The sequence below is a fragment of the Telluria sp. AZSoR62 genome (genome assembly GCF_058111565.1).
This window is the reverse complement of record NZ_JBYTST010000484.1, coordinates 1-248: the sequence shown is the minus strand read 5'-3', so window position 1 is coordinate 248 and position 248 is coordinate 1. Positions and strand designations below refer to the sequence as shown.

Genomic DNA, 248 nt, shown 5'->3' with positions numbered 1-248 from the left:
ATCAAATGGGGCCTGATCTACGGCGTGGTGCTGTGTACCGCACGGGCGATGGGTGAGTTCGGCGCGGTGTCGGTGGTGTCCGGCCACATTCGCGGCGTCACCAACACCCTGCCGCTGCACGTCGAGATCCTCTACAACGAATACAACCATGTCGCCGCGTTTGCCGTCGCGAGCCTGTTGCTGATCCTGGCGCTCTTCATCCTGCTGCTCAAGCAGTGGAGCGAGAACCGTATCAACCGCCTGCGCAA

1 pseudogene is annotated in these 248 nt (G+C 61.7%); it reads left to right on the top strand.

What is annotated here, in order from left to right:
- Positions 1-248, top strand: a pseudogene (gene cysW, locus AC3XQU_RS24475) (sulfate/thiosulfate ABC transporter permease CysW); the annotation flags it as partial.